The sequence below is a fragment of the Gardnerella sp. KA01001 genome (genome assembly GCF_049244025.1).
Lineage (GTDB): Bacteria > Actinomycetota > Actinomycetes > Actinomycetales > Bifidobacteriaceae > Bifidobacterium > Bifidobacterium swidsinskii.
In genome coordinates this window covers 978,967-1,005,716 of the sequence record NZ_CP058366.1, presented here as the reverse complement: position 1 = coordinate 1,005,716, position 26,750 = coordinate 978,967, and the positions used below count along the sequence as shown (strand labels likewise).

Below are 26,750 nucleotides of genomic sequence, written 5' to 3'. Positions count from 1 at the left end.
CCCGCAACGCATCTTCACGCTGCCTTAATAACAATGTTAGAGCATAAGTAAACGCATACACGAGTAGTTTTGCAAAAAATCTAGTGAAATATATCACATTTATTCACGAAAAGCTGTGGTAACAGGCATTCTGCGATCCCTGCCAAAAGCAATAGCACTTACTTTTGGTCCAAGCGGATACTGCCTGCGCTTCCATTCTGCGCGATCAACTAAACGCATAACCGTGTCAACAGTATGCTCGTCAAAACCATCTTCAAGCAAATCCGCTCTACCATGAGCAAGCTCAATATGAGCCTCTAAAACACGATCAAGCAAATCGTACTCAGGTAAAGAATCAGAATCCTTTTGCCCTGGACGCAACTCTGCACTCGGAGGCTTAATAATAGAATTAACCGGAATAAGCACACCATCTTGCGGAGCTTTCGCTTTCGTAACTTCTGTTTGCTCAGAATCCTCATATCCAACAATTGGCAGCATACCAATGCCTACTCCAGCATTCGCAGCGCGATTCCTCCAACGAGAAAGTGCCCAAACGCGCGTCTTAAACAAATCCTTAATAGGAGCATACCCTCCTACCGCATCGCCATAGATAGTAGAATATCCGCAAGCAAGCTCCGATTTATTACCAGTTGCGAGCGCCAAAACACCGCGCGAATTCGAGTAAGCCATTACGATTACGCCACGAACGCGAGCTTGCAAGTTTTCTGCTGCAACACCTTCTAATGAAAGTTGCGATTGGAAAGCTTTAAAAAGCGGTTCAATTGGTTGCACATCATAGTGAGCGCCAATTCGCTCTGCTAAATCGCGCGCATCGTCTTTAGAACCGTCCGAAGAGTACATGCTTGGCATAGAAATGCCATACACATTTGCTCCACCGCAAGCATCGGCAGCCATAGTAGCTACTAAAGCAGAATCAATTCCTCCAGAAAGTCCTAAGCACACACCCTTAAAACCATTCTTACGCATGTAATCTCTAAGACCTACAACACACGCACAATACACTTCTTCGTCTGCGTCAAGTTTTGGAGCAATGCTTGAAACTTTCTGCTTTTTCAGCGAGTTATCAAAATCAACAAACGACAAATCTTCATCAAACATTGCCGAGCGTTCAAGTAAAGTTCCGTCAGCATCAACAACAAAACTTCCACCGTCAAAAACCAAATCATCTTGGCCGCCGACTTGGTTCACATATACGACTGGCGCATTGACTTCAACAGCGCGCTTTTGAGCCAAACTCAAGCGCACATGAGTTTTACCTTCCTCATATGGAGAACCGTTCATAGTTATTAGCGCATCGATACCAAGTTTTGCCAAACGCGCAACAGGACCGCCGTCTTGCCAAATATCTTCGCAAATAGCAAAACCTAGACGCATTCCATCTACTTCCAGCAGCTCACACTTATTGCCAGAAGAGAAAATACGAAACTCGTCAAAAACACCATAATTTGGCAAGAAATGCTTGTCGTATTGCAACACAGATTTACCTTCATGCAATACGAGAAGCCTGTTTCGAGGCTTTCCAGCAGACTCGTCAAAGCCAACAGTTCCAACTACTACGTAAAGCTCCCCCAAGCCTTCTTCCGCAAGTTTTGTTGCAAGCAAGTCTGCAGCTTTTTGTGCAGTTGTGCGGAACGTGGCACGCAAGGCGAGGTCTTCAATAGGATACCCAGTCAAAGTCATCTCAGGAAACACAACCATGCGAGCACCCGACTGCTTTGCGCGCGCAGCATACTTCAAAACTTTTTCAACGTTGCTATCAATGTTCCCAACGCAGGTATCTATCTGCGCTAACGCCAATCGCAAAAAACTCATACATTACAGTCTAGTAGATAGCTTCATTGCAAGTAAGCGACGTGTTGAAAAACTTATTTTTTCTCTTTCCACACTGCAAGTATGCGAATTATTAACACGTCATAAATAATACTAATAAGCAAAGTGTAGAATTATTGATTTTTCTCGCCTATATTGATAATTCGTTACTCGCGAAGGGGATTTAACTTTAAACGAATTTCACCGAACAAGGAGCAGGAAATATGCGAAAAATTAAAGTTATTGCATCAATTACAGCACTGGCAGCATTAGCGACTTTCACTTTAAGTGGCTGCGGTAGCTCAAAAGCAGGCGCAAAGGATGACAAGACCATTACTGTTGCAGCTTCACCTACCCCGCATTCTGAAATCTTAAATAAAGTTGTAAAGCCAATCTTGCAAAAAGAAGGCTACAAGCTAGTAGTAAAGGAATTTACTGACTACGTGCAGCCAAATACAGCTACTGAAGAAGGCGAAGTTGACGCAAACTACTATCAGCATTTGCCTTATCTTGACAACTTTAATAAGGAAAAGGGAACTCACCTTGTTTCAGTAGGTGGAATTCATTTTGAACCATTTGGATTGTATCCAGGAAAAACCAAGACGATTAAAGCATTAGCAAACGGAGCAACTGTTGCAGTTCCAAATGATCCTACTAATGAGGCTCGCGCATTGCTTCTTTTGCGAGATGCCGGATTGATTAAGTTGAAGAATCCAAAGGATATTAACGCTACTACAAAAGATATTACTGAGAATCCTAAGAATTTGAAGTTTAAAGAACTTGAAGCGGCAACAGTTCCTACTGCCATTAAGGATGTGGATCTTGCTGCCATGAACGGCAATTACGCTATTCAAGCTGGTTTTAACCCAACTAAAGACCCACTTACTTCAGAAAAAGTTGGAGGCATTGCGGCTAAAACTTATGAAAATATTATTGTAGTAAAGAAGGGCTCTGAAAAGTTTGCAAAAATCAAAGCCTTACTCAAAGCTTTGAAGACAAGCGAAGTGCGCGACTATATTACTAAAACTTACAAAGGCGCTGTGCTCCCTGTTTTCTAAAAAATACTCACAATGTAGCCACCTAATGCCGCATGTGTATGCTTCGTGTATGCTTTGCGGCATTATTTTATAAGCGTGTAATATACGTAATGTGCGTGCTAGTTAATAATCTAGTTAATGACGCTAGTTAGTAACTCTAGTTAGTAACGAAGTATATTTCACACAGAAAGCAATAATCTGTTAAGGAAAAGCATGATTCAGATCGAACATCTTCACAAAAGCTACGGCAAAGGTAGCAAAGCGAACGAAGCATTACACGACATTAATCTGACTATTGAATCGGGAGAAGTATTCGGAATCCTTGGTTCTTCTGGTGCAGGAAAGTCTTCGCTAGTTCGTTGCATGAATCTGCTTGAGCGACCAACTTCCGGCAAAATTATTATTGACGGAAATGATATTAGCGAAGTAAAAGATAAAGAACTTGCAAAAGTACGCACTAATATTGGCATGATTTTCCAGAATTTTAGCCTTTTCCAGCAGCGTACAGTATTGCGAAACGTCACTTTCCCATTAGAACTGAATCACACTGCAAAAAAGGAACGAGAAGAACGCGCAAACTACTTACTTGACTTAGTTGGTTTACAAGATTTTGCAAACCGCTACCCTAGCCAGCTTTCAGGCGGACAGCAGCAGCGCGTAGCAATTGCACGAGCATTGGCGAATAATCCGTCGATTATGCTTTGCGACGAAGCAACAAGCGCACTTGACTCCACAACTACTGCGCAAATCCTTGATTTATTGAGCCGAATTAACCGCGAACTCAACGTAACGCTTGTTATTATTACGCATTCGCTGGCTGTAGCACGAAATATTTGCGACCGAGTTGCAATGATTGATGGCGGACGCATTGTGGAATTAGGTGACACTGATACGCTTTTTGCAAATCCACAAAGCGATATTTTGCGAACTCTTATTGCAGATGAAAAACAGGAAAATCATCGCGCTAAAATTACAAGCACGATTGCAAGCGAGCTTAACAATAAGCCAGAAAACGCACAAACAGACGAACAAACAAACGCGCTTACCAACGAGGTGAAATAACAATGTTAGAAGCTGCTACACAATTTTTTAACGACTACGGCAACTTACTTATTGAAGGCGTGCAAGACACACTCGTAATGACATCAGTTGCAACACTTTTTGCATACCTTATTGGACTTCCAGTTGGCGTACTTCTCATTACATCAAACAAAAAAGGCATTTGCCCCAACGCGCCAATTAACGCAGTTCTAGGCTGGATTGTTAACATCGTGCGTTCTGTGCCGTTTATTATTTTATTAGTTGCAATAATTCCTTTCACTCGTCTCATAGTTGGCACTTCTTTGGGAGTTCCTGGGGCTATTGTGCCTCTGGTGATTACGGCTGCACCATTCGTTGCTAGAGTAGTTGAACAATCTTTAGCCGAAGTTGACGGAAGCTTAATTGAAGCAGCACAAAGCTTTGGAGCAAGCAAATTGCAAATTGTTTGCAAAGTGTTGCTGTGGGAAGCTTTACCTTCGCTAATTCGCGGAGCTGCGCTTACATTTATTACGCTTTTTGGATTCTCCGCAATGGCTGGAACAGTTGGCGCAGGCGGACTCGGAGATATTGCAATACGATACGGATACCAGCGTTATCAATACGATGTGATGACAGTTGCTGTTATCCTTTGTATTATTCTCGTGCAGATTGTGCAAAGCTTGGGAGATTTTATTTCACGCGCAATCAATCATCACGAACGCTAAAGAAATTCGCAACATACCCACCACCAATTAAATGCACATAATCGTGTAAACTTGCTGGTAATTCGACATTTTGCAGGGGTGCTTTCGAAAGAAGGCTGAGATGGTATTAGTTTGCCTAACCCTTCGAACCTGTTAGTTAATACAACGTAGGGAGCAACGATTTTAGTATGACATCGAATTATCCGTACGCATCAATGCGTAATCAATTTAATCTAAGCGCCTGCTTTATTGCAGACCCACAAGCTTGTAATAATCGTCCGCTTACCGATATTGTCGATGATGCTTTGCGCGCTGGAGCGACTTTTATTCGTCTTCATTGCAACAATGAAAACGCTAAAGAAATCACTACTATTGCACGCGATATTGCACAAATCATCGAAGACAATAACAAATGCGATTCTGTAACTTTTGTTATCGACGAGCGTGTTGATGTCGTTTGGCAAGCTCGCAATCAAAGCATCAAAGTTGACGGAGTGCATTTAGCACAAAGCGACATGGAGCCTAGAGAGGCTCGCGCTCTTCTTGGCGAAGATGCTGTAATCGGCTTATCTGTTGAAACCGAAAGCTTAGTTAAAGTAATAAACGAACTTCCAGATGGATGCATTGATTACATTTGCGTAACAGCAATGCGCAATCCTGAAGAAGGATGCGAAAGCACTACTGCCGCTTACGAATTGGAAGCAAATCACACAACGCTGGACGAAGCGAAAATTAATACGATTTGTTCCGCAAGTGATTTTCCAGTTCTAGTTGGCGGAAGAACTGCACTCGACGATATCGATACAATCGCTCACACCAAGGCTGCAGGATGGTTCGTTTCTGAAGCATTGTATTCTTCAGAAACACCAGAATCAACTATGCGTGAATTTGTTGAACATTGGAAAGCTGTGCGAGGTGAAGAAAAGCACGGCTACGCTAAGCGAGTGATAGTTGCAGAAAATTCTGAATCAAAATCTTCAGAAACTCAAGAAAAGAAGCCAACTTTTATTAATGCGAAAGAAGCAAAGGATGCTGCGAAATTAGCTAAACAACAGCGAGTTGACATTGCAGCTCGCGGATGCACTCAGCGCGATAAAGCTCATATTCGCAAAACAACTCCAATTCATTTTGAGTATGAATATGGTTCTTATGATTTGGAAGTTCCTTATACGGAAATTAAGCTTTCGGATACTCCTGGCGTAGGTCCTAACCCGCCTTTTAAGGATTACAATACAGAAGGTCCAAAGTGCGATCCGAAGGAAGGTTTGGCTCCGCTTCGCCTTGACTGGATTCGCGACCGCGGTGACGTTGTGGAATATGAGGGTCGCAGGCGCAATCTTCAAGACGACGGCAAGCGCGCAATTAAGCGAGGCAAAGCTTCTAAAGAATGGCGTGGACGCACGCATAAGCCAATGAAGGGCGCGGATCATCCGATTACACAAATGTGGTACGCTCGCCACGGAATCACTACTCCGGAAATGCAATATGTTGCAACGCGCGAAAATTGCGATGTAGAGCTGGTTCGCGAAGAAGTTGCAGCCGGACGTGCTGTAATTCCTTGCAATATTAACCATCCTGAAGCTGAACCTATGATTATTGGCTCGCGCTTCTTGACTAAGCTCAACGCAAACATGGGTAATTCTGCTGTTACGTCATCTATCGACGAAGAAGTAGAAAAGCTTACGTGGGCCACGAAGTGGGGTGCGGATACCGTTATGGATCTTTCCACCGGTAACGATATTCACACAACGCGCGAATGGATTTTGCGCAACTCCCCTGTGCCAATTGGAACAGTGCCAATGTATCAGGCTTTGGAAAAGGTTGAGGATGATGCTTCTAAGCTCAGCTGGGAGCTTTTCCGCGACACTGTTATTGAGCAGTGCGAGCAGGGCGTTGACTACATGACTATTCACGCTGGCGTGCTTCTTCGCTACGTGCCGCTTACTGCAAACCGCGTAACCGGTATTGTTTCTCGTGGTGGCTCAATTATGGCTGAATGGTGCTTGCAACATCATCAAGAGAGCTTCTTGTATACGCACTTTGAAGAATTATGCGAGATTTTCGCAAAGTACGATGTTGCATTCTCTTTGGGTGATGGTTTGCGTCCAGGTAGCTTGGCTGATGCTAACGATGCGGCTCAGCTTTCCGAGCTTATGACGCTTGGCGAGCTTACGAAGATCGCTTGGAAGCATGACGTACAGGTGATGATTGAAGGTCCTGGTCACGTGCCATTCGACACTGTGCGTATGAATATTGAGATGGAAAAGGCAATTTGCCAGAATGCTCCATTCTATACGCTTGGTCCTTTGACTACGGATACCGCACCTGGCTATGACCACATTACTTCCGCAATTGGTGGCGTGGAGATTGCGCGATACGGCACCGCAATGCTTTGCTATGTGACTCCTAAGGAACATTTGGGGTTGCCTAACAAGGATGACGTGAAGCAAGGCGTGATTGCGTATAAGATCGCTTGCCACGCAGCTGATCTTGCTAAGCATCATCCACATGCTATGGATCGCGACAACGCAATCAGTAAGGCTCGCTTTGAGTTCCGCTGGTTGGATCAGTTCAACTTAAGCTATGATCCAGATACCGCAATCGCCTTCCACGACGAAACACTTCCTGCAGAACCGGCAAAAATGGCGCACTTCTGCTCGATGTGCGGACCAAAGTTCTGCTCGATGGCTATTTCGCAAAATATTCGTAAGCGTTTTGGCGGAGCAGCTCAGCAGGAGCAGCTCGTTGAAGAAGCACGCAGTCAGGCAATTGCCGATGGTATGAAAGAGATGAGCAAAAAGTTCCAAGAATCCGGCTCATCGTTGTATCAAAGCGTGAAAGCATAAAATGATGAGGTACGGAAGTGCGGAAGCAAAAACTGAATTGCAAGTGCTTCAATAACAATACTTACAACGAATAATAATAGAAGAAGGTTGATATGAACCAAAGCGAGTTTTATAGTGAGCTATTATGCTTGCTATAAGACTCGCTTTCTTTATATCCGCATTTAAATTCTATTAATACAACCTTTCCGTTGCATGCGTTGTAAAGTTTCTGCCGCCTTACAGCAAAAATCCGACATTTTCTGTACACAAGCGTATAGAAAATGTCGGATTAGCAATTAAGAACTTTAGTATTAAAGAATATTAAAGAGTATTAAATCAAATAACGTTTAATCACAAAACTTCAATAGAAATAATACCTACAGGCTCAAGAGGAGCATCAGATCGATCCGTTGCGACAGCCTCGAGCTTATCGACAACCGCCTTCGATTCATCGTCAGCAACTTCGCCGAAAATTGTATGGTGGCCATCAAGCCATGGAGTTGGCACAGTTGTAATGAAGAACTGCGAACCGTTAGTGCCATGCAAACGACCGTCACGACCGCGACGCTTTCCAGCATTTGCCATAGCGAGCAAATAAGGCTTATCGAACTTCAAGGATGCGTCAATTTCATCGTCAAACTCGTATCCAGGACCGCCAGTTCCATTGCCGAGTGGGCAGCCACCCTGAATCATGAAATCCTTAATGATGCGGTGGAAAGTTAAACCATCGTAGAATGGCTCATGCGAAGGTTTTCCACTGAATGAGTCAAGCCACTCGCGCTCACCAGTAGCTAAGCCAACAAAATTTTTGACGGTTTCAGGCGCTTTACTGTCAAACAAATTGATTTTTATATCGCCTTCAGAAGTATGCATAATAACTGTAGTCATGTGGTAATTCTCCCATATTTTCACGACTGTTTCAATTCGTGTTAGATAAAAATATTCGCATACAAAAATGCCTCACTTTGCGTAGTAAAGAAAGACGCAAAGTGAGACACTTTTACATTAACTTCATTATGCTAATTAACTCAATACTCAGCAAACTTACTGAATACAATTAAGCAAACATTAAGCAGCTCTAAAACTAGCTGATCTGCAATAACCAGACCAGCTAGCAAATATTCTACTTACTACTGTGACGAGAAGTACCACGACGCTTAGCTGAGAAAAGCGCAGCACCAGCAGCACTAAGAGTTGCAGCAAACAAGCCAAACACAGACACGTCACTACCAGTCTTACTAAGCTGAGCAACACTACCACTCTTCAACACCTGAGCGCGCACAGAAGCACGAACCTCAGCCGCATGAGCCTTAGCAGACGCCAAAGCCTTACGAGCAGCAGAAAGCTTCTGAGCCGCAGCATCAACCTGAGCCTGAGTTGCGTTAGGATCAGCAGCAACCTTCTTAGCCTCAGCCAAAGCAGCATCCAAAGCCGCCTGAGCCTTAGAAACTTTAGTATCCGCCTGCTTCACAGCAGGATTATTCTCAACAGCAGCGTTCACAGCAGCAGAACTTGCGCCATTAGCATTATTAGCGTTAGCGTTGGCAGCATTGGTGTTAGCAGCGTTACCTGCATTACCCGAGTTTACGCCAGCACCAGCGTTACCATTACCAGCATTTCCAGGCTGTGAATCAGACTCAGCACCCTGAATCTGAACATTCAACTCACCCTTATCCACAGTAGTAGGCGCATTATCATTCACACCATAACCAGCTTCAGAACCAGAACCAGGAGTTGGTTTCTTACCGTCAAGAGCCTCTTCAGCTGTCTTAAGCTTTGCAAGAGCATCATCAACAAGCTTCTGCTTTTCAGCTTGAGTCTTAGTTGTTACATCTTCCTCGCCTGCAGCAGCCTTCTTCGTACCAGTTAGCTTATCGATAAGATCCTTAGCATCTTGAAGAGCCTTATCAAACGCAGTCTTCTTTTCCGTCGTAGTAGAATACGTATACCTATCTGAGTTCTTAACGTTGCTATCCTTATCAATCTCTTCTTGCAACGGCTTGGTGTTAACACCATCCAAAGCAAGGCGAGCCTTAACGAGCTTGTCAAGAGCGTCGTCAACAGCCTTCTGCTTTTGAGCTTCCTGCTCAGGAGTAAGAGGAGTCGAGTTAGGATTCTTCGCGTTCTCATTCTCTTCGTTAGCAGTCTTCAAAGCAGCTTCAGCCTCAGTCAAAGCCGCGTCAAACGCATCCTTCTTATCTTTAGAAGCGGTGGTATAAACCGAATCACCCTTAGTTGCAGGAGTTGCCGTAGCGTCTGGCTTAAGAGCCTTATCGTTATCAACTTCCGCCTGAAGATTAGCGGTATTAACACCAACGCCCTTAACTGTGTTGTCAAGATCCTGCATTGCCTTAAGAAGATCCTTATACAGCTCATTAACCTGATCCGCATCCTTAGGATCGCCATTAGCTTTGTCTAGCACGGCTCCAGCAGCAGTAGCAGCATCGTCAAACGCTTTCTTTTGCTCATTGCCTTCTTGCAGACCCTTATACTTGTCGCCCTTAGCGAACTTATCAGCGATCTCTTTCAGCTTTTCAAGACGAGCCATGGCAGTATCGGTTGCAGTAGCATTGGCAAGCGCGTCGTCGATGTCGTCAGAAGTTGTACCGTCAGCGTTCTTGTGATCAGAAGCATCAGTATCTTCAATAATCTTCTTGAAAGCTTCCTTCTGCGCATTGTTCAAATGATCAAGCGCAGCAATCTGCTTCTTAGCATCCTCTATCTTCTTAGCCTTCAAAGCGCGATTAGCAATAGCAGTTGGGTCGCCAATCTTCTTTGCATCATTGATGTCATCAATAGCCTTCTGCTTTTCAGCATCTGGAAGATCACTATCTTGAATGCGTTTCTTCTGATCTTCCTTTTCTTTATTAAGTACAGACTGATCATCGTATGTGTTCTGAGAAGTATCGCGCTTGCCCTTAGCATCTTCGATTGCCTTGTTTGCGTCATCAAACGAAGTTTTCACGCCATCAACAGCATTCTTGATGTCAGAAGGCTTTGTTGCACTGTTAACAGTGTTCTTGGCATCATCGATTGCCTTAGTGGCAGCTTCATACTTATCTTTAGCTTTTGCTTTCTGCTCATCATTCAACGCCTTGTATGCTGCATCAAGTTCTGCCTTCTTAGCATCAAGCTTGGCAATACCAGCATTCTTAGCATTCTGCTCGTTAATTGCGTTCTGGCGCTTGGCTGCGTCAAGATCATTCTTAATCTCTTCTGCAGTAGCAGCAGGATCCTTCTTTGCAAGAGCATCTTCCAAAGCAGTGAGTGCTGCATCCTTCTTGCTTGGATCAGAACCAATTAACTCCTTAAGAGCCTTATCGTCCTCGCTGTTAGCATTGCCGTGGCTTAAGAATGGAAGCGCGCCAGCACTAACATCCTTGTGCGCTTCATTAAGATTATTAGCTTCATCTAAAATCTGCTGAACTTCTTCAGGAGTCTTAGCACCAGGCTTGGTAGCATCCCCACTCTTTCCATTCAGCTTTTCCTTGAGCTTATCCTTTTCATCTTGAGTCAGATTGCCAAGACCATCAATTGCATCAGAAGCTTTCTTTTTCTTATCCTGTAGCTCTTGCTTCTTCTGGTCCTCCTGCTTTTTATCTTCCTCTTTTTTCTGCTCTTTTTCCTTATTTTCTTTGTCTTTCTTTTCTTTTTCCTTTAACTGTTCAGGAGTTACATTATTCTTGCCAGCCTGCTCGTTGGCCTTCTTAAGAATATTCTGAATATCATCAGCACCTTTAGCATTATCAATCTCATTCTTATACTGGGTTTTTTGCTCCTCAGTAAGCTTTGGATTGCGGTCGATAATCTTCTTCGCATCATCCTTCATCTGCTGGAGTTGACCAGCATCAGGCGTTGGCGCAGGGGTTCCCGCCTTCTTATAAGTTACCTTAACGGAGAACAAATCATTATTAGCAGAATCCTGGAACACAAGTGTTGTAAAATCACTATTCTTATATGTAACCTTTGCAATGCCATTAGCATTAGAAGTTGAGCTAAGCTCCATCTTAACTGTATCTGTTTTTGGCGTGAGACTCGTAGGAACGTTATACGGCGCCTTATCTTCTGCTAGTGAATCCGTGCCATCGTAATTGGCTTTCAAGAATGCTTCCGCAGCTTTCTTGAAATCAGCTTCAGACAGATTTTCTGGGTCGGTAACTTCAATCTCAGGAATTGGATTGTACTTGCGCTCAGCCTTCTTGGCATCGGTGAGCTTGCGAATAAGATCGCGCAGGTCCTTCTCGGCTGTTTGACCTTGAGCCATGCTATCGATCTTGGAATCATCCAACTGATCAGGATTGTCGATGCCAGCGCGCTTCAAATCTTCGTTAGTGAGATTGTCAGGAGCACCTTTGCGCTTCTTCAGCAAATCCTTAGCTTGCTGCTTTAGATTGTCAATCGTATTATCTTTTTGAGGTTGAGAGCTGTTCTTTTTAACATACAAATCTTTGGCTTGGATGGTAAACAGAGTCCCTTCCATGTCAGCAGCCCAATCGCCTGCACTACCATCATCTTCCATCCACTGGTGACCATGAACTGTAATAGCGTAACCGTTAGTATTATCTATACTAAATGAAGTCATTGGTCCATCATTCTTACCAGATGCACCGTAAGGACCCATATTCTCAGTACCGGCTTTTGGAGTCCAAGTTGTTTTAACAGCAACATCGCTCGTAACAGCTTGCAAATCAGAATCAGATACATTATCGTAATTGTCATTTACAAACTGCTTTAAAGCCTTTACAGCCTCTTGAACAGTTGGTGTATCGCCTTCAGTCTCCGTCTTTGTAACATTATACTTAAAGGTAATTTTCTGATTATCTGGATCGTTATATGTCTTAGTTTCCGTAGAAGGCGTCTGAGACGTTTGCGTATTTGCTGTCTGCTTGAAGAACACGCTCATGGGATAAGTAGCGTCTTTATAGCCATCCGCCTTAAACGTAATGTAACCTTTACCGTCTTTCACGCTATACGAAACATCAGTAATAGTTACATCTGAATTATCTTTAGAATCCTTACCCTTAACCTTCATTAAGGCTTTTTTATTTGCATCAAGAGCTTGGCTGTTAGTTGTTAAATCTGCTTCTTTCATATTGAATGGATCAAATTTAACTCTTGTTTGGGTTGCAGGCGCTTCAACGATGAACTCTTTTTCAGCAGCAGGAGTTGGAGCAGGCGGCTTTGGAGTTGGATTTTCCTCAGCAGCCTTTTGCTTTAAGAATTGCCAAGAAGGAATCTCTGTTGTTGAACCGTCTGCCCAAGTGATGATGGCGTTCTTGAAGTCTTTATCGAAGCTTACAGGAGTTTTGCCATCCTTCTTGGCTGCATTATAAACATCCAAGTCAGCGTTTGCTTTATCAAAAGCATCGGTTACTTGCTTTTGCTCTTCTGTAGTCAAGCTAGAAAGATTCCCAACCTCAATTGGATCAGGTACCACGTAAGGCGCCCAATCGGAGATTTTTGGCCCTTGGAACACAAGCTCAGACGCAGGAATCGTAGCTTTTGAGCCATCTTCGTAAGTCACAACAAGGTTCTTGCCGTCTTTATCGAAAGCAATAGCATTATCCTTGGCAAGATGCTTGCTAAATTCGCTGCTATCAGGGTTCGCCTTCTTGAACGCATCAATAACAGCCTTTTTATCATCATCACTTAACGAATCAGGCTTTACAACAGGTATGCGATCTGGCATAACTGGCTTATATCTGTCGCTGTCGGATTCATCTTGTGCAACAAGAAGGCTTGCAGGAATCGTGCGAGTCGTCTTGTCTTTGAAAGTGATAGTTGCAGAGCCATCCTTATTTACCACAACACCATTATCAGCAACTAATTCCTTGAAGTACTTGGTGTTTTCATTCGCTTTTTCAATTTTTTCTTTAATAGTCTTTTGCTCGTCGTCACTTAAATCGTTAGTCTTCTTAACCTTTGTAACCTCTGGATACGCAAGCTTAAAATGATCCGCAATCTTTGGCGTATTGTGCTTTTGACCTACTGCATAATGCCAGTTACCAGCAAAACGGTAAACGCCAGCGGCAAAACGAAGCGGATTGGTGTCGCGCTCTTTCCATGCTTTATCTTCCATCTCGGAAACGTAAGTCATGTCATACCAACGCTGACCAGCAGACTCCCAGTCTACGAAAATACCCTTAAGGCCTTGAGTTTGCTTTTGGTATTCTTCCCATTGTTGTGCGGTATTGCCCGCATTATCGTAGCCTTTATTGTCTTTGGTACCCAAGCCCATAAGCTGTTTCCAGCCTTTGCTGGCAAGAATATTTTCGTCACTAAAATAATAATTAGAAATATTAGTCCATTCCTTAGGACTATTAAAATGTTTGTCAGAAACAACGCCATAACCGTTTGCGTCGGTTGTAATATATTGCGAAGAACCAGCAGGTTTAACCTGCTCCTTGCCATTTTTTGTTAACTTTTCAATACGCTTAAATTGAATATCTTGAGGATCTTTCAAACCAGCAGGAACACCAAACCACCACATTGGATGGAATCGCCAATCGTCAGCTGTAGCATTGTTGTGGCAATTAGAAAGATAATGAACGCGAACAAATTTACCAAGAGGGTCTATGCCTTCAGTACCGCCAGCTTTGGCATGCTCAAAGGTATCGTAATATTCAACGTCAATGTTGAAATGAGCCTCGGCATATTTTGCATCAGTTTTGAAACCGTAATAAACATTGTTGCCAGTGCCGTCTACATAACCGTCAGCATAGGCAGGCGAGGAAACGAATACCCCCCCCCCCCCGAGCACCATTGCGCCTGCGAGCATAGCTGCGCACACGCTCTTAGAAAGTGGCGCGTAAATAACGCTGTTACTCGACTTTTGCATAGACTTTTGCAAATCGGCAAGATGCTTCGCACTCATAATCTTCTTCGTCATTATTCCTCACTTCAATAATGTGTATTCTTTATGTTTCTGCTTATGCATAACTTGTAATATGCAATAATGCAGCAGCCAAACAAATTAGCATTCGCTTCTTTGTTTCATACCAATTTGCTATTTACACAACGCTTCATACTCTCTTAATACGTTTCAAGCATGCATAAAAATGTGCAAACTGACACTCATACAGGCTATATGATACTCAACTATTCATACATTGCAAACCTTTTCATGCAATAATTTGTGTAGCGTAAATCACATAATTCGCAAATCACGCATGAATACGTATAAATTACATGTTAAGACGTCATAATATTTATGAAAAAAAAATTACGATACGCCGCAAGATAATTGAATGCTTACGCAAGGCTACGAGTTACTTGCGTAATGTTATTGACTGCTTACGTAAGACTATTAACTACTTACGCAAGAATATTAGTTACTTACGCAAGAATATTGCTTATTTAAGATACGGCTTTAACTCGTTAATAAGCAAACCGTTAGAAGCAACTACGTCATTTTCGCGTCGCCAATGAATAGGGTTTCCATCCCACTGGCAAACCTGACCCTGCGCTTCTAGCACAACCACGGCACCAGCAGAAACAGCTGGAATATCCCAATGATGCAAGTGAGGCTCAAAATAAGCGTCATAAGTGCCATCTGCCACCTTGCACAAGTCGAGCGACGCAGGTCCAATACGCTTAATATCCGCAGGGCAGCCCTCTTCAACAGAAGCGACTACGTCAAGCGCGCGCTTAGATTCACCAGGTATATAAGACATTCCATAACAAACCACAGATCCTTGCAAAGTAGAAGTTGTGGAAGGCGTAATCTTCTCACGCTTCTCTCCTTGCGGAGTTCTACGAATACGAATAGCACCCTGACCCTTTGCAGCCAAATAAGTCAATCCCAACGCAGGAGCGTGCACAACGCCAAGAACCGGACGAGCGGAGCCTTCATCGTTAAACTCAAAAAGCGAAACCGTAAGAGTCCACTCAGCCATATCGCGATTAAAATTAATAGCACCGTCAACGTTTCCAACGCACCAAAAACGTTCTCCTGGATTGCACTGCTCCGGCTTAGTTTGCCAAAAACCTTGGAAAGGATTCACATAAGTCAAACGATTTTGAATAAAACGCACGAGCTTATCGCCAAAACCAGATTCAGATTTATTAGGATCACCCAACGCAATCGACGTCATATCTTGAGGGCTTAATTGATCCTGATACGCATGTTTACCAACATCTTCCAAAATACGCGCAACTTCAAGCGCAACTTCTCGTAAATTCAACTTACACTCCCTACCCTAAATGCATAAATTCCCGTATTTATGCACACTCTCTCTCCCATAAATTAACTTTATTTTACTCAACAATAGAAAGATTCACCAACACATTTAAGCTCTGCGGTTAAAAGATACAGAACTTTCACAAAAAATTTAATCATTAATCTTTAATCATCATTCGCAATTTTACATTGCCTACGTACATTACTCAACTTTTACTTTTAAAAACGTATTAATTCGCATTCAAAAAACGTAAGACAGCGCTTAAATCGCGAGTAAGAATGCAGTAAGGAGTAGCCGCTTGAACTGTTGGTTTTGCGCAAAAAGCTACGCCTAATCCAGCGAATTTAATCATTGAAATATCGTTCGCTCCATCCCCCACTACAACAGTTTGTTCGCGATCAATTCCAAGATTAGTTGCCCAAGTTCTAAGCGCTTCAACTTTTGCATTAGCATTAACAATATTTCCAAGTACGTTGCCAGTAAGCTTGCCGTCAATAGACTCTAAATGGTGAGCCGCCCAAAAATCAATATTCAAACTCGGCAAAAATTCGTCCAAAATCTCATAAAAACCGCCAGAAACTGCGCCAACTTTCCATCCGTGCGCATGAAGCGTGTCAATTAAAACATTCGCGCCTTTAGTTACATGAATTTTAGAAATAATACGCTTTTTGCACTCGTCAATATTCAAATCGCGAAGCATACTCACGCGCGAACGCAAGGAAGTATCGAAAGTAATTTCGCCACGCATTGCTCGCGCTGTAATCGCAGAAAGCTCATCGCCGCATCCAGCTTCTGCACCGAGCAAATCGATAACTTCTTCCTCAATAAGCGTTGCATCAACATCCATAACCAAAAGCCCTGGTTTAGACAAAGTTGGCAACATCGAAGAAAAGTTCATAATCATAATTTTATGCGCAGTAAGCTGCTGCCGAAAGCCTAGCTCCGCGCGCCCAGTCTGCCGCTTTCATAGCTTTCTTTCCCTGCGCTTTTACTTCCAAAAGTTCAAGTACGCCGCTTAAAGTACCAACCCAAACTTGCTTCTTGCCAGCAAGCAATTTTCCAGGATCAAGCTTCATCAATTCCTCACCATGCGGATCGTTAGCATCTGCCGGAACTGCACGTAAAACATGCAAAGTAATCGGATCCGCATTATGTTCATCGTCCGCATGAAGCTCGCACCACGCGCCCGGATTTGGCGTACAAGCGCGAATTTGACGATCGACTGCAAAAGCTGGCACATGAAAATCAATATGAGCATCTTCAACAGTGATTTTTTGCGCAACTTCTTGAGGAGTTTGATCTTGCTCAACCGGCACAATTTCACCAGTTTCCATGCCACGAAGAGATGCTGCAAGAAGCGGCGCGCCGTCGTTTGCAAGTCGTGCAAGAAGATCGCCAGAATTTTCGTGAGACTCAATTTTTGTAGTAAACTGCGCCAAAATAGGCCCACAATCCATGCCGCGCGTAATGCGAAAAACCGTAGCACCTGTAATATCATCCCCAGCCCAAATTGCGCGCTGCACAGGAGCTGCACCTCGCCATTGCGGAAGAAGCGAAAAATGAAGATTATACCAGCCGAGCGGCAACGCGTCTAAAACATTCTGTCGCAAAATCTTGCCGTATGCTACAACTGCTGCAGCTTTTGCACCGGTTGCCGCAAGCTGTTCAAGAAACACATCTTCATTTTTAGGATCCGACTCAAGCACTGGCAAGCCGAGCTCAAGAGCAGCCTGTTTCACAGGGCTTGGCACAAGCTTTCTACCGCGACCAGTCGGAGCGTCCGGTCGCGTAAGAACAGCGCGAACATCAAAATGCTCACTATCTTTAGTTAACTCGCGAAGAGACGGAACCGCAACTTCCGGAGTTCCAGCAAACAATATTGGTAATGCCATATTTCCCCACTATTTTAAATTAAAGCAGTAAATTAAAGCCGTTTAAAGCAGTAAATTAAATCCGTAAAATCAGCCGGCAAAAGCTTCCTTTAATTTACTAAAGAAACCTTTACGCTCACTCGACTGCTCACTTAACGAATGCTGCTGCACTTGCTTCATAGAACTATCATGCAATTTAGCAAATTTTTCAATCAAAGCACGCTCTTCATCATTCAACTTAGAAGGCGTTTGCACTAGCACATGAACCACGATATTTCCGCGATCTTTAGAACGAAGCTTCGTCACACCAAGATTTGGCAAAGTAATAGTGTCTTCATTTTGGCAGCCTGCAGGAATCGTTATTTTCTGAGCACCATCAAAAGTGTCGATTTCAAGACTACGACCAAGAACAGCCCAGCTCATAGGAACTGTAATCCAACAATGCAAATCATCCTCGTTACGAGTAAATTGCTTATCTGCACGAATATGAATATCAACGTACAAATCGCCGGCAGGACCGCCGCACTCACCAACGCTTCCTTGGGAAGCTAAGCGCAAACGACTACCGTCACGAATTCCAGCCGGCACGTTCACTCCAACTTCACGAATTGAACGCACACGACCATGACCGTGGCAGTTTTGGCAAATATTCTTAATAATCGTGCCGTGACCTTCGCAATGCTCACAAGGCATCGAAGACATCATTTGACCGAGCATAGTGCGCACAACTTTTTGGCAGAAGCCAGAACCGTGACACACAGAGCACTGTTCTGGAGCGGAATTGTCGGCAGAACCGGAACCAGAGCAATCCTTGCAAACGCCAAAAGTAGTTAACCGTACGCTAACATTTCCGCCAAAAATAGCGGTTTTCAAATCAATACGAGCCTCAGCTAACGCATCATCGCCAGGCTGCACACGCGAAATTGGTCCTTGCGAATTACCGAAAGAACCGCCAAAGAACTGGCTGAAAATGTCGCCCATGCCCATATCTGCAAAACCAGCACCTGAAGCTCCGGCACTTCCTGCAGAAGGATCGTTAGGATCAACACCCATGTCTACCATTCGACGCTTTTCAGGATTAGAAAGCACGTCGTAGGCAGCATTTACTTCCTTAAACTTTTCTTCAAACTCAGCGCCTGCAATATCAGGATGATATTTGCGGCTCATTTTGCGATAGGCTTTGCGAATTTCGTCGTCGCTAGCATTGTGATCAACGCCTAGAACTTTGTAGTAATCAGTCAATTAATTCCCCTTTTACCTTTTTCTAAAATCATTCTTGCATAAGGCACAGCCAGACATAAGCCGAATAACCAGCCATAAACCAGCCACGTTTTATGAATTTTCGGATATAAACGAATTAAGGTAGCGCGCAACAGCCTTAACAGCAGTCATCGTTGCAGCATAATCCATATGCGTAGGACCAATTGATCCAATAAACGCAGAGTCAGAATCAGCATTGTATCCGTAAGTGCTTGTTACAACAGAAGCGTTAAGCAAACCAGGAGTGTGCGTTTCCGAGCCGATTGCAACACTAACACCACTTGCACAATCGCTTGCTTCCTCACTTAACGAAGTCATCAGTCGCATAATAACAGCCTGTTCTTCGAGTGCGTCAAAAAGTGAAGCAAAATCAACAATACTTTGTCTATGCGCAAGTTGAGAAGCTCCAGCCATATATAAGTCGTGAGTATGCTCACCGTCATGCATATCTTCTAAAGCGTTAGCAAGTTGACTAATAATTTGCAAAGCTGACGCTAAATCCTTGCGATTTGCGAGCGCATAAACGCGTTGTGAAGCAGATGAAAGAGATAGCCCAATGCAGCACTCATTAACCATATTAGTTAGATGCAATAAGTCATTTGAATTTATAGTAGTTGCTTGAATCATGTGCTGAGCTACGCCTCCAGTATCTGTAATCACAACAACCAAAAGCGTAGAAGACGATACTTGAACAATCTCAATTCTTTTTACTTTTGACTTAGACAATGCTGGAGATGCTACGAGAGCGACTTGACCCGTAATACTTGCAAGAAGACGCGCGGAACGTTGCAAAGTATCTTGCAAACTAACAGATCCGCTTAAAAAGTTACGTATAGCGCGACGCTGCGGTTCAGAAAGCGGAATAACAGAAGCCAAACCGTCAACAAAGTAGCGATAGCCTTTTTCAGTAGGAATACGACCTGCAGAAGTGTGCGGTTGAACAAGGTATCCCTCCTCTTCCAAAGCCGACATGTCGTTACGAATAGTAGCTGAACTCACACCAAGCTGATGATGCTTTGCAAGAGCCGCAGAACCAACAGGCTCTTGAGAACGAATATAATCCTCAACAACTGCGCGCAAAATCATCATGCGTCGTGACTGCATTACCACTCCTTACAAACACTCTAAATACTATATTCCTATAGTAGTCTATTTCTTAGCACGCAACAGAACATAAAAGCAAACTTTTGACACACTTTGTAACATATTCGTCGCGCGCGAAAGATAGGATTGGAGGGCAATGAGAGGGTAAAAAGCCAGCGTAAGCTGTGCTTAAAAACCCGGATTATTGGAAGGAAAGTAGATCACATGACCGATTTCAACTGGTCTGCATTAGACGAGCGCGCCGTAAAAATGGCGAAGGTTCTCTCGGCTGATGCTGTTGAGCGAGCAGGACACGGACATCCTGGCTCCCCTGTTTCATTAGCACCGATTGCGTACACATTGTACCAGCATTTCATTAAGCACGATCCAGCTGACCCAAAGTGGGCTGGCCGCGATCGTTTTATTCTTTCTGGCGGTCACGCTTCGCTTACGCAATACGTGCAGTTGTTCTTCTCTGGATACGGCTTGACTCTTGACGATCTCAAGTATTTCCGTGGCGGTGCAGACACGCGTACTCCAGGTCACCCTGAATACGGCTTGACTCCAGGCATCGAAATGACTACTGGCCCACTCGGTCAGGGTCTTGCTTCTGCTGTTGGTTTTGCCTATGGTCAGCGCTTTGAGCGCGGTCTTCTTGATCAAGAAGCTCCAGCTGGCACTTCCCCATTCGATCACAAGGTTTGGGTTATCTGCGGCGAAGGCGACGTTGAGGAAGGCGTTTCTTCTGAAGCTGCTTCCTTGGCTGGAAACCAGAAGCTTGGCAATTTGACTGTAATCTTCGATGCAAACCACATTCAGATTGAAGGTGACACTAAGCTCACCTTCTCTGAGGATATTCTTGCTCGTTACCGTGCATACGGTTGGTACACCGATGAAGTTAGCTTCATCCAGCCAGACGGCTCCTACAAGGAAGACGTTCAGGCTTTGGCTGCAGCTATTGAAAAGGCTCAGGAAGTTACCGATAAGCCTCACTTCATTAAGGTTAATACTTTGATTGCTTGGCCAACCCCAGGCAAGACTAACAATGAAGCTTCCCACGGCTCCAAGCTTGGCGAAGAAGCTGTTAAGGGCTTGAAGGAACTTTGCGGTTTCGACCCAGAAGTTCAATTCCCAATCGACGAAGAAGCTTTGGCTCACGCTCGCAAGGTTGCAGAGCGCGGCTTGGCTGCTCACAAGGCTTGGGACGAAGCTCTTGCAAAGTGGGCTGCCGCCAACCCAGATAAGGCTGCTCTTTACGAGCGTCTTAAGGCTGGCAAGCTTCCTGAAGGCTTCGACAAGGCTATTGACGACTTGGTTGCTGGCTTCGAAGTTGGCTCTAAGGTTGCTACCCGTAAGGCTTCCGGCGCAGTTCTTAACGCAATTGCTGCTGTTATGCCAGAACTTTGGGGCGGTTCCGCTGATTTGGGCGGCTCCAACAACACCAACATTAAGGGTGCTGACTCCTTCGGTCCATCCGAGGATGCAACCCGCACTTGGCCAAACGTTTCCGAGCATGGCCGTCAGCTTCACTTCGGTGTGCGCGAGTTCGCGATGGGTGCTATTACCAACGGTATTTTGCTTGGTTCTGACACTCGCCCATTCAACGGCACCTTCTTCCAGTTCTCTGACTACGAGCGTCCAGCAGTTCGCTTGGCTGCTTTGATGGAGATTCCAAACCTCTACGTTTGGACCCACGATTCCGTAGCTTTGGGCGAAGATGGTCCAACTCACCAGCCAATCGAACACTTGGCTGCATTCCGTGCTATTCCTCAGCTTGAGGTTGTGCGCCCTGCAGATGAGTACGAAACTGCTGAAGCTTACCGTTACTTCTTCGAAAAGAAGAACAGCTACCCAACCGCTATGATTTTGACCCGCCAAGGCGTTCCAACCCTCGCTGAGACTGCTGAAAAGGCTCGCGAAGGCGTGAAGCACGGCGCTTACGTTTTGGTTGATTGCGAAGGCACTCCAGACGTAATCATCATGGCAACCGGTTCCGAAGTTCAGTGGGCTGTTGCTGGTGCCAAGACTTTGGCTGCTGAAGGCATTAAGGCTCGCGTTCTTTCCATGCCATCTCTCGAATGGTTCGAAGAGCAGGACGAAGAGTACAAGGAAGCAATCTTGCCAAAGTCCGTCAAGGCTCGCGTTTCCATCGAAGCTGGCTTGGCATTGCCTTGGTACAAGTATCTTGGCGATTGCGGCAAGGCTGTTTCTATCGAACAGTACGGCTTGCAGGGTGACGGCGGTCAGAACATGATTGACTTGGGCATTACTGCTGAGCACGTAGTAGAAGCTGCTAAGGCTTCTATCGAAGAAGCTCGCGCCTAAGATAGCTTGACAAAAAGCAAGTAAGCAAAATAAAGCTTGATGTATCAAAATAAAATTGATATGTCACAAAACTAGAAGTGCTAACGAAACACTTCACAAGAGACAGCGATGGCGTGTTGATGCCGAGCTACCGTTGGTTCGACATCAACCGCTGTTTCTTGTAAAAACGCCAAAATACCGACGTGCCCCAATTGGTGGAGCACAGTGTTAAGGAGATAACATGACTGAAGCAACGCAGCGCACCAGCGATTCCGGCGTTTCTATTTGGTTGGACGATTTGTCCCGTACCCGCATTGAGTCCGGCTCTTTGCAGGATTTGATTGCTAATAAGAATGTTGTTGGCGTTACCACCAACCCATCCATCTTCCAGAAGGCTTTGAGCCAGGTTGGCCCATACGATGCACAGCTTAAGGAACTCGGCAAGGTCGACGTTGAAACCGCTATCCGCGAGTTGACCACCACCGACGTTCGTAACGCAACCGATATCTTCCGCGAGATCGCTGAAAAGACCGACTTCGTTGACGGCCGCGTCTCCATCGAAGTTGACCCACGCTTGGCTCACGATACTGCTAACACTGAGAAGCAGGCTGAAGAGCTTTGGGCAAAGGTTGATCGTCCAAACGTTATGATTAAGATTCCAGCAACTTTGGAAGGTCTTCCAGCTATCACCGCTACCCTTGCTAAGGGTATTTCTGTGAACGTAACCTTGATCTTCTCCCTCGAGCGCTACGAGCAGGTTATCGACGCCTTCATCGAAGGTATTGCTCAGGCAGATGCTAACGGCCACGACTTGAAGCACATTGGTTCCGTAGCTTCCTTCTTCGTCTCCCGCGTTGATAGCGCTGTTGACAAGCTCCTCGAAGCTAACGGCTCCGATGAAGCTAAGGCTCTTGAAGGCAAGGCTGCTGTTGCTAACGCTCGCTTGGCTTACGAACTCTTCGAAAAGAAGTTCGCAGCTGACCCACGTTGGGCTGCTCTTGAAGCTAAGGGCGCTAAGAAGCAGCGTCCACTTTGGGCTTCTACCGGCACCAAGAACGCAGCTTACTCCGACTGCAAGTACGTTGACGAGTTGGTTGCTGAGCATGTTGTGAACACCATGCCAGAAAAGACTTTGAACGCTCTTGCTGATCACGGCAACGGCGCTGCTTCCGTTAAGGGCACTTACGAAGAGAGCCACGCTGTTATGAACAAGCTTGCTGAGCTTGGCATCAACATTAAGGACGTTACCGACAAGCTTGAGGCCGACGGTGTTGCCGCCTTCATCAAGTCTTGGGATTCCGTGATTGCTGACGTGCAGTCCGGCATCGATCGCGTAAACGCCTGATTTGATTAATCAGTAATAAATAAACATAAACCGCACATGTTCGTGGATTAATTCACACATGTGCGGTTTTTGTTTGCGGAGCACTCCAAACGAGAGGAAAACTCCCTACAATTGGAGCACTCAAGCAGATTAACCAACTGAGAAAATAACGGTGATTACTTGCCAGAAAGAGTTTGCCAGCGAGATTTGGTTAAAACGTTACGATAGCGCACGCGAGTTTCGTGCATAAGCGATTAATTCACACATGTGCGGTTTTTGTTTAACTGCGGTTAAAAACGTAGGTAGTAGCTCGACCTTTTCCACAAACTGAAATATCTCCTCTACTAACTAAATCAGATAACAATTGCTTAGCCTTGGTACTACCCACGTTAAGAATATTTTGCACTTGCTCACGCTTTATTGTTCCATGATTATGTACTGCTTCAATAATCTTTTTATAGCAATCGTCAACGCTCATACGTTTATGCGAGTTATTAGAATCTTGCGAAAGTGAATTTGTAGTAAGTTCTGAATTATAAGTACCGTTCACTAAATTCAATGAATTAGCATTAAGTTCAGTTTTGTTTTTTGAAGAACCAGATACAAAGTTATTCTTATCGCTTACAAAAAATTCAAGAGTAGTACGGTCTGGATTAAAGGACTCACTTAACATTGGATAGCGTATTCCAGCCCAATCACAACCAGCTCTCATAGCATCAAATCCGCTTCCAGCACGTTCAACAACAGAAATCAGCGCGAACATTTTAAGCAGTGCTGGATTCCGAGAATCAGAAAAACCTCCAGCTAAAGCCACTTCTACAGGCATACGTAAGCAACCCGGGTTTGCAAAAGAAAGCTTAAAACCATCATTTGCGCTATTTGTTTCTATAGAAGATTGTGAAGAACCATCAACATCAGTACTCACAGCATCATTATATGTAATAACAGTATTACCTCGCATATAATAATCAGCATGAATCAACGTGTTTGCAAGGGCTTCTCTAACTGCCATATGCAACGGAGTATCATCAACTCGTAATGACTGCGAATTAAGCAAAAATGGTACATCAATTTTACGAGAAAGACGCTGCCATACAATACTCCAAAAATCATAAAGATTTCCACTCCACGAACCATCCGAGCTGACAATCCTATGACTCCACCTACTATCAGCATTGGTAATTTCTCTGTAGTCGAGAAAATAGTACGGAAATTCCGTAATAATGCACCACTCCTGACCAAACATTAAAAGACCCGATCGAGTAGGATGCAATTTATTCGACTCGTCTTTTGCTAACGCTCCGATTCTCATAAGAAATTCATCTGTATCAAGCGTAAGCCAAGGATGTTGAGGACGCACTGCACTTAGCATATTGCGGTAAGAGCGCACAGTCTCCATATCAAAATCGTCAACACTGTGTTGCAACAGTGGAGATTGATCCATAGAATTTACGCTCGAACCATTGTCTCTGACCATCGCTTGATACTCTTCTTGCGAACATTTGTAGTCGCCTTCGAAATTACGACGATACGTACCGCCTATAGGATTTCCATTAATATAAATCGGTTTATCAGAACGATTTGCTCTTGGAACGGTTATGCGAATAATAGATTTGTTATCATCCATCTGTTCAATAGAAATATTTTCTTCAATAAGAATATTCGAACTAATTTTATTCTTATTATTTAGCGTATCCCAAATATCTTTTACCATATGTTCAGGGTTATTTACGCCAACAAGCTGTAAATTATGCTGAGCATCTTCGCCTACACCCAGCAAGATAGTTCCACCATTCGTATTAGCAAAAGCACAATACGTTTCCCACATACTTCTCGGCGTACCGTTTGAAGCCGCTTTCGCTTCTAATTGATTACTCTCTCTTAGTAAAGACAGCGAATTTATATTGAACATTGCAGTCTCGCTTCGTAAGTTAGGTTTGTTGCAATATCGTTTTTAGTTAAGTTTGTATTTATATTTGCATTTAAAATCGGACATTTTAAAGCTTAAAAATATTTTTTGCGTCCGATTTTACATCCTTTTCGTCCGATTCTACTTGTTTTGCGTCCAAAAAACAAGAAAACGTCCGTAAATTTTGCCTAAACGTCCGTATTCTGTAGAACGCGTCCGATTTACTGCTATTTGCGTCCGATTATGATGATTGCAATAAACCGCTAGAGCAATTCGTTTTGAAGCCAGCTGGCAACACCGTCGTCATTGTTGGAATCGCAAACTTCGTCCGCAATCGCAAGCAAACGCGGATTACTATTCGCCACCGCTACCCCATAACCACCAGCACGGAACATGTCGATGTCAATAATATCGTCGCCAAAAACAACTGTGCGGCTCGTCTTTACGCCCAAACGATCGCAAATAACGTTCAGCGCGTGTCCTTTGTTTGCAAGAGGATTCGTGAGCATCCACAACACGTCTTCGCTAATATGCAATGAAAAATCGCTTGGAAGAATGCTCTGAAGTTTTTCCTTCTCACTCTCTCGAGGAACAATAATAATCTTGTCTGCAATGCCACTCGGAACATTAGAAAAATCGGTAATAATAAAATCCTGCTCGTTCCAAAGCATACGAACATCAAAATTAGTGTAACGAACATCGTTCATAACAATACCAAGACGGAGTGTAGGTATTTTATCAAGCAATTGCAGGCAAACATCAGCAGCAAGATTAGAGTCAAAACCAAAGCGAGTAAGAGTATCAATGCTTCGCTGCGAAGTAAGTTCAGAAACAGTGCTGTGAGCGCAATCAAAATCAATAAGAGCACCGTTTAGATACGCGCAAACTTGAGCTTTTAAATCGTGAACAAAATCAAAAGCACTTCCAACAGGACGAGCCGTAATAATAGCAAGCGGAATCCCAGATTCATGCAAACGCTCAGCAGCTTGCATAGTTTCGCGGCTTAAAAAGCGGCCTTCAAAAGTATCGGAATCGTGAAGCATAGTGCCGTCAAGATCAGCAATTAATAAAGAAGGAGAAAAACGAAGCATTGTAAGGACCTAAATAAACGAAGCCAAATAAACAAAAAGCGCACAATCTACTGACCATACGCTTTTTACAAAAAGAATACTTAAATTAGAGAGAACTTAGTCATTAAGTTCAAAATAACAATTACCGCAACCCAAATCAGTGCAATAATCACTGTCCAACGGTTCAAATTCTTTTCTGCAACACCAGAACTACCGGCGTTCTTCGTTAAACCGCCGCCGAACATGTCGGAAAGGCCGCCGCCCTTGCCCTTGTGCATCAAAATCAACAATGTTAACAAAATGCTGGTGAGCACAAGCAACACTTGCAAAACAATTTTCAGAGCGGACACAAGT

Annotated in this window: 17 protein-coding genes and 1 riboswitch; of the genes, 6 read left to right on the top strand and 11 right to left on the bottom strand. The window is 44.1% G+C overall.

Annotated features, from left to right (window positions below; genetic code table 11):
- Positions 1-99: 99 nt before the first annotated feature.
- Positions 100-1,812, bottom strand: a complete 1,713-nt coding sequence (locus HXT59_RS04020) for an NAD+ synthase (protein ID WP_004108689.1) — start codon at positions 1,810-1,812, stop codon at positions 100-102.
- 221 nt (positions 1,813-2,033) lie between these two features.
- On the opposite strand from HXT59_RS04020, the gene HXT59_RS04015 reads away from it, so the two are divergent.
- The 4 genes from HXT59_RS04015 to thiC all read left to right on the top strand — a co-directional run bounded on the left by HXT59_RS04015 (position 2,034) and on the right by thiC (position 7,416).
- On the top strand, positions 2,034-2,867 hold the full coding sequence (locus HXT59_RS04015; protein ID WP_421784159.1) for a MetQ/NlpA family ABC transporter substrate-binding protein: 834 nt from the start codon (positions 2,034-2,036) through the stop codon (positions 2,865-2,867).
- Between the two features lie 192 nt (positions 2,868-3,059).
- Complete coding sequence (locus tag HXT59_RS04010) at positions 3,060-3,908, top strand: methionine ABC transporter ATP-binding protein (protein WP_004108686.1); 849 nt, start codon at positions 3,060-3,062, stop codon at positions 3,906-3,908.
- A 2-nt stretch (positions 3,909-3,910) separates the two neighbouring features.
- The gene (locus tag HXT59_RS04005) at positions 3,911-4,591 is read left to right on the top strand and encodes a methionine ABC transporter permease (RefSeq protein WP_004108684.1); all 681 of its coding nucleotides are present in this window, start codon (positions 3,911-3,913) and stop codon (positions 4,589-4,591) included.
- Between the two features lie 64 nt (positions 4,592-4,655).
- Positions 4,656-4,761: riboswitch (TPP riboswitch) on the top strand.
- A complete protein-coding gene (thiC, locus tag HXT59_RS04000) occupies positions 4,759-7,416 on the top strand; it encodes a phosphomethylpyrimidine synthase ThiC (RefSeq protein ID WP_012914246.1) in 2,658 nt (885 codons plus the stop codon). Its footprint overlaps the riboswitch before it by 3 nt.
- A 330-nt stretch (positions 7,417-7,746) precedes the next feature.
- On the opposite strand, the gene HXT59_RS03995 is transcribed toward thiC, so the two are convergent.
- The 7 genes from HXT59_RS03995 to hrcA all read right to left on the bottom strand — a co-directional run bounded on the left by HXT59_RS03995 (position 7,747) and on the right by hrcA (position 19,795).
- Entirely contained in the window at positions 7,747-8,283 is a 537-nt protein-coding gene (locus HXT59_RS03995; protein ID WP_004108678.1) for a peptidylprolyl isomerase, read from the bottom strand.
- Between the two features lie 235 nt (positions 8,284-8,518).
- On the bottom strand, positions 8,519-14,284 hold the full coding sequence (locus HXT59_RS03990) for a GA module (RefSeq protein ID WP_421784157.1): 5,766 nt from the start codon (positions 14,282-14,284) through the stop codon (positions 8,519-8,521).
- Between the two features lie 463 nt (positions 14,285-14,747).
- On the bottom strand, positions 14,748-15,578 hold the full coding sequence (locus HXT59_RS03985) for an inositol monophosphatase family protein (protein WP_004108666.1): 831 nt from the start codon (positions 15,576-15,578) through the stop codon (positions 14,748-14,750).
- 226 nt (positions 15,579-15,804) lie between these two features.
- A complete protein-coding gene (serB, locus tag HXT59_RS03980) occupies positions 15,805-16,458 on the bottom strand; it encodes a phosphoserine phosphatase SerB (RefSeq protein WP_421784336.1) in 654 nt (217 codons plus the stop codon).
- Between the two features lie 25 nt (positions 16,459-16,483).
- Positions 16,484-17,467 carry a methionyl-tRNA formyltransferase gene (gene fmt, locus HXT59_RS03975; protein ID WP_012914250.1) on the bottom strand — a complete coding sequence of 328 codons (984 nt, stop codon included), beginning with the start codon at positions 17,465-17,467 and terminating at the stop codon, positions 16,484-16,486.
- A gap of 69 nt (positions 17,468-17,536) precedes the next feature.
- Positions 17,537-18,688, bottom strand: coding sequence for a molecular chaperone DnaJ (gene dnaJ, locus HXT59_RS03970; protein ID WP_004108655.1), 1,152 nt, complete (start codon positions 18,686-18,688; stop codon positions 17,537-17,539).
- A gap of 90 nt (positions 18,689-18,778) precedes the next feature.
- Positions 18,779-19,795, bottom strand: a complete 1,017-nt coding sequence (hrcA, locus tag HXT59_RS03965; protein ID WP_165845982.1) for a heat-inducible transcriptional repressor HrcA — start codon at positions 19,793-19,795, stop codon at positions 18,779-18,781.
- Between the two features lie 219 nt (positions 19,796-20,014).
- Here hrcA and tkt point away from each other — a divergent pair, with 219 nt between their 5' ends.
- Positions 20,015-22,114: a transketolase gene (tkt, locus tag HXT59_RS03960; protein WP_421784155.1), complete on the top strand. Its 2,100-nt coding sequence runs from the start codon at positions 20,015-20,017 to the stop codon at positions 22,112-22,114.
- Between the two features lie 220 nt (positions 22,115-22,334).
- Complete coding sequence (gene tal, locus HXT59_RS03955; protein ID WP_012914254.1) at positions 22,335-23,438, top strand: transaldolase; 1,104 nt, start codon at positions 22,335-22,337, stop codon at positions 23,436-23,438.
- A gap of 259 nt (positions 23,439-23,697) precedes the next feature.
- Here tal and HXT59_RS03950 read toward each other — a convergent pair whose 3' ends face one another.
- The 3 genes from HXT59_RS03950 to secG form a co-directional block, all read right to left on the bottom strand.
- Entirely contained in the window at positions 23,698-25,329 is a 1,632-nt protein-coding gene (locus HXT59_RS03950) for an RNA-binding domain-containing protein (RefSeq protein WP_012914255.1), read from the bottom strand.
- Positions 25,330-25,589: 260 nt separating this feature from the next.
- Positions 25,590-26,417, bottom strand: a complete 828-nt coding sequence (locus HXT59_RS03945; protein ID WP_116994687.1) for an HAD hydrolase family protein — start codon at positions 26,415-26,417, stop codon at positions 25,590-25,592.
- Between the two features lie 80 nt (positions 26,418-26,497).
- Entirely contained in the window at positions 26,498-26,746 is a 249-nt protein-coding gene (gene secG, locus HXT59_RS03940) for a preprotein translocase subunit SecG (RefSeq protein WP_004127207.1), read from the bottom strand.
- Positions 26,747-26,750 lie beyond the last annotated feature (4 nt).